General features: G+C 57.5%; 1 protein-coding gene. It reads left to right on the forward strand.

Annotated features, from left to right (window positions below; translation table 11 throughout):
* Window positions 1-11: 11 nt before the first annotated feature.
* Window positions 12-6,482, forward strand: coding sequence for a two-partner secretion domain-containing protein (locus HNR55_RS14480; RefSeq protein ID WP_166116461.1), 6,471 nt, complete (start codon window positions 12-14; stop codon window positions 6,480-6,482).
* Window positions 6,483-6,521: the final 39 nt, after the last annotated feature.

The following is a 6,521-nucleotide window of genomic DNA, read 5'->3' on the forward strand; positions in this document are numbered from 1 at the left end:
GGTAAGGTCTCATGCGAAAAATTGATTTACCGACCGTGAAAGCCTGCCTGTTTTCCTCGGTTTCTGCTCTTGCCCTTGTCTGGACAGGGGGTTTTGCTTCTGCAGAACCTACAGGTGGGGTTATCGCCGCAGGGAATGCGACAATTTCACAGTCAGGCGCGGTTACGACCATCAACCAGAGTTCGCCTAACGCCGTTATCAACTGGCAGGGGTTCTCCGTTGGTCGGCATGAGACTGTCAATTTCCAGCAACCCAGCGTCTCCGCCGCCACGCTCAACCGTGTGACCGGCGGGCAGGAAAGCATTATCGCAGGGTCGATCAACGCCAATGGGCGCGTGTTTCTGGTCAACCCTGCGGGTGTGCTGTTTACCAATACGTCGCAGGTGAATGTCGGGGGGATTGTCGCTTCCACACGCAACATCACCGACAAGGACTTCATGGCCGGGAACTACCAGTTTTCCGGTGATTCCACGGCTTCGGTCATCAATAAAGGTCACATTCACGCAGCCAGCGGCGGGTTTGTCGTGCTGATGGGGAATGTGGTGAAAAATGACGGGGTTATTTCGGCCCGTCTGGGTACGGTCGCGATGGCGGCGGGTGAGCGGATGACCCTCAATTTCGGGGGGAACGCGCTGCTGGATGTCACGATTGACAAGGGGGCCTACAATGCGTTGGTGGCGAACAGGAAGCTGATTGTGGCCGATGGCGGCCGCGTCATCCTGAGTGCACAGACCGCAGACCAGATTATGTCCGCCCAGGTCAACAACACCGGCATTATTCAGGCCCGGACACTGGCGGACCTGACAGGCGGCCACGCGGCTTCCGGGACGGTGCAGGTGGGGCAGATCCAGCTTCTGGCCAAGGATGGCACCGTAAAGGTGGGTGGTACGCTGGATGCTTCCGCTCCCAAGGGGGGTAAAGGTGGCTCCATAGATACCTCGGGCAAGACGGTGCAGGTCGCCAGTACGGCGCACATTACCACCAGGGCGGCTTCGGGGCAGAATGGGACATGGCTGATTGACCCGGATGGTTTTACCATCGCTGCCTATGGCGGGGACATCAGCGGTAAGGTGCTGAGCGCCGAACTGGCCAATAATAACGTCACAATCGCCTCCACCAATGGGACAGGGACCGACGGGAACATTACTGTTAACGATGGGGTAATGTGGTCGGCCAATACGCTCACACTCAACGCGACGAACAATATCGTTCTCAACGCCGTTATGACGGCAAGTGGCAGTGCAGGCTTTGCAGGTAATTACGGGCATGCGCTCGACGCAAACGGCAATCCCACGACCATGGTTACGGGTACTGGCTACAATGCCGATGGCACACCTTACGGGCTTTATACGGCTTTTGGGGTAGAGGGCGTATCGCAGGGGTCGTCCACCAATGCGGTGTTAGGAACATTCGCGGGCAGGCTCAATATTTCGGGAACCGGCCGGATGACGCTCAACGGCCAGAACTACACGGTCATTGACGATGCGGCGGGGTTTCTGGCCGCAGCGGCCAGCCCGGGTGGAAACTATGTGCTGGGCTCCGATATTCAGGACCTGAGCGCCACCAACTGGAGCCAGCTTGGCACCGGCAGCCAGCCATTCAGCGGTAATTTTAATGGTCTTGGGCATGTTCTCTATCCGTTTTCGAGCAATTCCGGGGGGTTGTTCGGTAATATCGGGAACGGGGCGACAGTTTCGAACATCGCGATAACATTCGGCAACGTCACCATGAACAATGCCGGAAACACAGGTATTCTGGCGGATGTGAATAACGGCACCATCGCCAACAGCTTCGTCGGTGGAGGCATCTCGTCAGACCAGCCGAAAATTACAAGCACTATTCTGAATACCGGCATTCTGGTCGGGCTGAATGGCGGGCTGATAGCCAACAGCTATGCGACCGGTTATGCGGCCATCAGTTATGTCTCCGGTGGGGATGGAGACATTATACCCACGAGTTCGGGTATCTCATCGAATATCGGTGGCCTTGTGGGCAGGAACTCCGTTACTGGCGTGATCAGGAACAGCTTTTCGTCCGGAGATACTGACGGCTATTTCATTGCAGATGCTGGCGGTCTGGTTGGAGTGAACGCAGGCATTATTGATGCGTCCTATGCGACAGGTCTGGTCGGGGCCGGGGTTGCAGGCATAGGGGGCGGGCTGGTCGGGGATAACCAGAGTACAGGCATCATTACGAATTCGTACACCACTGCGGCGGTCGGAGGATATGATTTTGGCGTTGAAGCTGCGTCCTACAGCGCGGGCTTTGCCGCTACGAATGAAGGCACGATCAAAAATGCCTACGCCGCAGGGCAGATGACCTGTGTCACGGCCTGCTCGCCCCATATGGCGGGCTTCGTCTATAATAATTCCGGTACGATTTCCAGTGTCTATACGGCGGTAACGACAGATGGGAAATCGCAATACACGTATGCCAACGCATTTTCATCGAATAATACAGGAACTATCGTCAATTCTTACTGGCTTGGTGATGTTGATCCGATCACAACAGACGGGTCTGGAACCGGCAATGGGAGCCTTGTCCAGAATCTGTCTGGGGGAGATCAATATACTCTTTCCAGTTATGGCGGGTTTGATACCGGGATATGGGGTCAGGCAAATGCTTCGGGCTACCCCATCCTGCAAAATCTGCCCGTCTATGTTTCTCCTGTGGCGGGTGCCGCCGTATATGGCGAGGACATGGATTATCTGGCCAGCGATCTGGGTTATGCCAACGCGGTATGGGGGCTCCAAGGGGGTGATACGCCATACAATGGCGCATTATCCGCGAATTATGACGCCGACCTGAGTGCCATCTCCTCGCAAAGTGGTGTGGTGAACGCGGGGACTTACGCGGCCTCTCTGTTGCTGTCCGCATCGCCGTACACAAACATTCAGGGCGCAGTTACAATTTCTCCTCGTCCTATTACATTGGCCAGTACAGGAGTGGTCACGGACAAGACCTATGATGGAACGACGAATGCCCAGATCGATCCCAGCGCCTCCGGTGCTGATCTTTCAGGCCTTGTCGGTTCTGAAACCCTGAATGTTAATTATGAATCCGCTGTTTTTTCGGACAGGAACGCCGGAACGGACAAAAACGTTATCGTGACCTATGTCCTCTCTGACGGGTCAAACGGCGGGGTGGCTTCGAATTACACGATTGGTAGCAATATCACGACGGCCAGCATTACACCGGCCTATGTCGAGGTCGCGAATACGGTGTCGGACAAGGTTTATGACGGATCGGCCAATGCCGCGGTTACGGCCACGATCGTCGGGGGCGTGTATGGTAAAGACCAGATCGGCGTAACGGGGACGGGAACATTTTCCTCGGCGGATGCGGGGACGAACAAGGCCGTCACGATTACCGACACGCTGACGGGAAATGATTCGGCCAATTATCAGGTTCAGCCGCCTGATCAGATGCTGGCCTCCGTAACGCCCCGCAGTGTGGAACTGGGCGGCTCCGTTCTTGCAGGTGGAACCACAGTCGTGCCTGCAAGCGCGCTTTCAGTCGCCAATCTGGTTGCTGGCGACAGCCTCTCCCTTTCCGGCTCGGTCGTGCTGGCCTCGCCCTCGGTGGGCTTGCAGAGCATTACCGATTTCTCGAATCTCACCCTCTCGGGGAGCGCCAACTACACGCTGGCCGGGGCGGCGGGCAATGTCGCCCTCGTGGCCGAGACCTTGCCGCATGATCCAACGGTAGTCAGCGGGAGCATTTCCTCTATCAATACCGATCTGACCGCCAGAAGTCTGACCGTCAATCAGGGGACCGAGCAGGCCATCATCAACTGGCAGGGCTTTTCCATCGCGCCCTCCTATTCCGTCATTTTCAACCAGCCTGATAGTGCCGCCATCACGCTCAACCGGGTTACGGGGGACGCGCGGAGTGTGATCGCTGGCAGTCTCACGGCCAATGGCAGAATCTTCCTCATCAACCCGGCAGGGGTCATGTTTACCGCCGGGTCGTCGGTCAATGTCGGGGCGATTGTGGCCTCCACGCAGGATATCGCGGATAGTGACTTCACGAATGCTCGCTATCTTTTCGGAACCAGTCCGGCGACCGGCGCGCTCGACATGATTGGTGGCTCCATTACCGCTGTCGGCGAGACCGATAGCGGTAGCGGTGCCGTCACTCCGGGCTATGTGGCTCTCATTGGCAATGGCGTGACGACCAGAACGGGCGCCTCCATGACCACCGCTGGTGGCGAGGTGCTGCTGGTGGGCGGTGAGGGCGTCACACTCGCGCTCGACCCCGCCACGGGCGCGCTGACCTCTTACACCGTGGCCGCGGCTGACAAGCCGGTCAGCGTGGGCGGGACGATCAACCTGTCCTCCGCGACCGGGGCTGGCGGTACCCTGCAGACCGCCGGATTGGTCAGTGTGGATAGCGGACTGAATGTCAGTACGGCGGGGGCGAATGGTTATGGGCCGGGAAGCTGGCTGTGGCGGTCCGATGGGGATTTTGCCGTAACGCCAGACGGTGGGGCGCTGACAGGCACCCTGCTGGACCAGATGCTGTCGAAAACCAACGTCACGCTCTCTTCCGCCTCGGGTAATATTGTCATCGGTGACGCCATGTCCTGGGCTGCGAATACACTGACCCTTTCCTCGAACAAGGATATTGACGTCGACAACGTCATGAGCGTGACGGGCAGCGGTGGCCTTACGGCCACATGGGGACAGAGTAGCTGGACTGCCCCCACCTTTTACAGCACCGCCAACAATATGATGGCTATCCCGCTTGTGCCGGGGATGGTTACCCTGCACGGAATAAATATGGGATTTGGAAAAAATGCCGATGGAACAAACAATGATACGTTCGCGGGGCGCATAGATTTCAACAGTAGCGGTGCTGTGCAGATGGGTGTGACGGGTGGCAAACTCGCCAGCTATACCGTTATCAACACGGTTGCCCAACTGGCTGCCATAACGGGCAGGAACCAGACGATAGGCAAGAATTATGTTCTGGGCTCGGATATAGATCTGAACTCCATTGCCGACTGGACGCCTCTGGCGGTGGATGGAGGAGGGTATACCGATATACTGAGCGGAGCCTTCAACGGTTTTGGTCATGTCATCTCCAACCTGACATCCACACAGGGCGGGCTGTTTCTGGCCATAGGCTGCCAGCAGCCTTCCTGCACCAGCCAGAGCTATCTGGAACAGAATGGCGCTTCAGTTTCCAATCTCGGCCTGACCAATATCACCATAGCGGTCAGCGGGAACGATACAGGTGTACTCGGGCTGGCCGCGTTCAGCAGTAACCCGCTCTTCTGGAGCTACCCAGACAGCACGGGGGGCATTGCATCGGTCGCGGGTGGTATTTTCACAAATGTCTTTACGACCGGCAATATCACCGTCTCGCGTACACCCGCCTCAAGCGAGCGGGACACCTCCTCGCCCGGCACTACAGGGAGTGATTATTCCGTCGGTGGTCTGTTTGGCGCGATGGTCGCCGGTTATGCCAACAACACCTATTCGACCGTCAATATTACCTCAACCGGCTACGCCGATGTGGGAAGCTGGGCAGGGGCTACGGCCGGGTTCGTGGAAAACAGCTATGCCAAAGGCAATGTCAATTCGCTGAGCAGCCGTGCCACGATCAATTCCTGGGTCGGGGGGTTCACCGGGTCGCTGTCTGGCGCGGTCGTGAACAGCCAGGCCTATGGCAACGTGTCCGGTAGTGGTTCGGCTGGCGGCTTTGCCGGGATGAGCCAGCCCGGAACCTATATTTTCAGCAGTAAGGCTTATGGCGATGTGTATCTCGACAACAGCTTTGTCGATACGGGGTTTGGCAACAATTTCGGGGGTGGCTTCATCGGTTGGAACTACGGCACGCTTCTGTACAACAGTTCCAGCGGCAAGGTGACGTCGGCTACGGGCGATACGACCTTTGTTGGCGGTTTTTCCGGCGCGACAACGTCGGGCGACGGCGCCATGTCGATCATGAATGCATGGAATACCGACAGTAGCGGCATGACGACGAACGGCTCCGGTAACGGCATTCCCGAGGGCATGGGCGGGAACTCCACTCCCATTCTGAACGCTTTCAACACCCTCTATGGCACATCGCTTACACCAGCCCAGTTCCATCAGGGGGCGGTGGGGCTGACGGCATCACAGTTCAGTACCGTAGCAACCCAGTCGCTCTCGACACAGATGCAGAGTCTGAGCAACGTCATGAATGGCGGGCAGCCGGTTGGTTCCACGGGTGGGAACAACAGTAATCCATCCGGTGGCGGTAGCCCGTCCAATGGGCAGGGTACGGGGGGCACCAATTCCGAGCCGGGTGGGAACAGTTCCTTCCCATCCGGTACATCTTCGGCCACGAATCCATCATTGGCCAATATTGAACGCCTGCCCCCCACGCAGCGGCAGGCTGTTCGGGCGATGGGGAATATTGCCGCGGCGAACACGGTTCTCTTCTGTGGTTGCCGTCCGTTATGCAAGAGTTTTCTGACCCATATTGACGTGTGATCGTGTGCGGTCTTCTGTAAGGCCTGTTGATGTGGCCTT

This window comes from Acetobacter lovaniensis (assembly GCF_014207635.1).
Lineage (GTDB): Bacteria > Pseudomonadota > Alphaproteobacteria > Acetobacterales > Acetobacteraceae > Acetobacter > Acetobacter lovaniensis.